Here is a 390-nt window from a genome sequence, read left to right as displayed (position 1 = left end):
CATTTGCCCATCAATGGCAATCACTGCTTTTTCCTTTAATAAAGCGATGGCCGTTTGCTTTGATTCAAGCTCACTTGCTTTTATTTTTTCAGCAGGATCAAAGATGATCGTGATGCCGTTTTCTTCTTTTTCTATTGGTGCACTTTGATCCGCTTGAAGTTTTCCTTTTTCAATTGAAAAGTCGGGTAAATCTTTTTTGATCACATGCTGAAATCCTGACATCGCATTCGAGATCTCTTGGCTCATATGATAGCCCTGAGGAACTGCTGCGATGATTGAAAGGATAAAAATGAATAAAATTGCTTTACCGATCCCTGTAAAGCGTGCTTTAGCAATATCTTTTGGTGAATAAATTCCTTTTAACAATAGATTAAATACGTTCAATACCCA

The 390-nt window shown here is 36.9% G+C and carries 1 protein-coding gene; it reads right to left on the bottom strand.

What is annotated here, in order from left to right; genetic code table 11:
• Positions 1-390 (bottom strand): DUF1189 domain-containing protein (locus tag GFC01_RS18555; RefSeq protein WP_207707669.1); only part of this gene is annotated, 390 nt, incomplete at both ends.

Source organism: Desulfofundulus thermobenzoicus (assembly GCF_009428905.1).
In the GTDB taxonomy this organism is placed as follows: domain Bacteria; phylum Bacillota; class Desulfotomaculia; order Desulfotomaculales; family Desulfovirgulaceae; genus Desulfofundulus_A; species Desulfofundulus_A thermobenzoicus.
The sequence above is the reverse complement of the archived record's forward strand: the minus strand, read 5'-3'. Positions and strand labels throughout refer to the sequence as shown.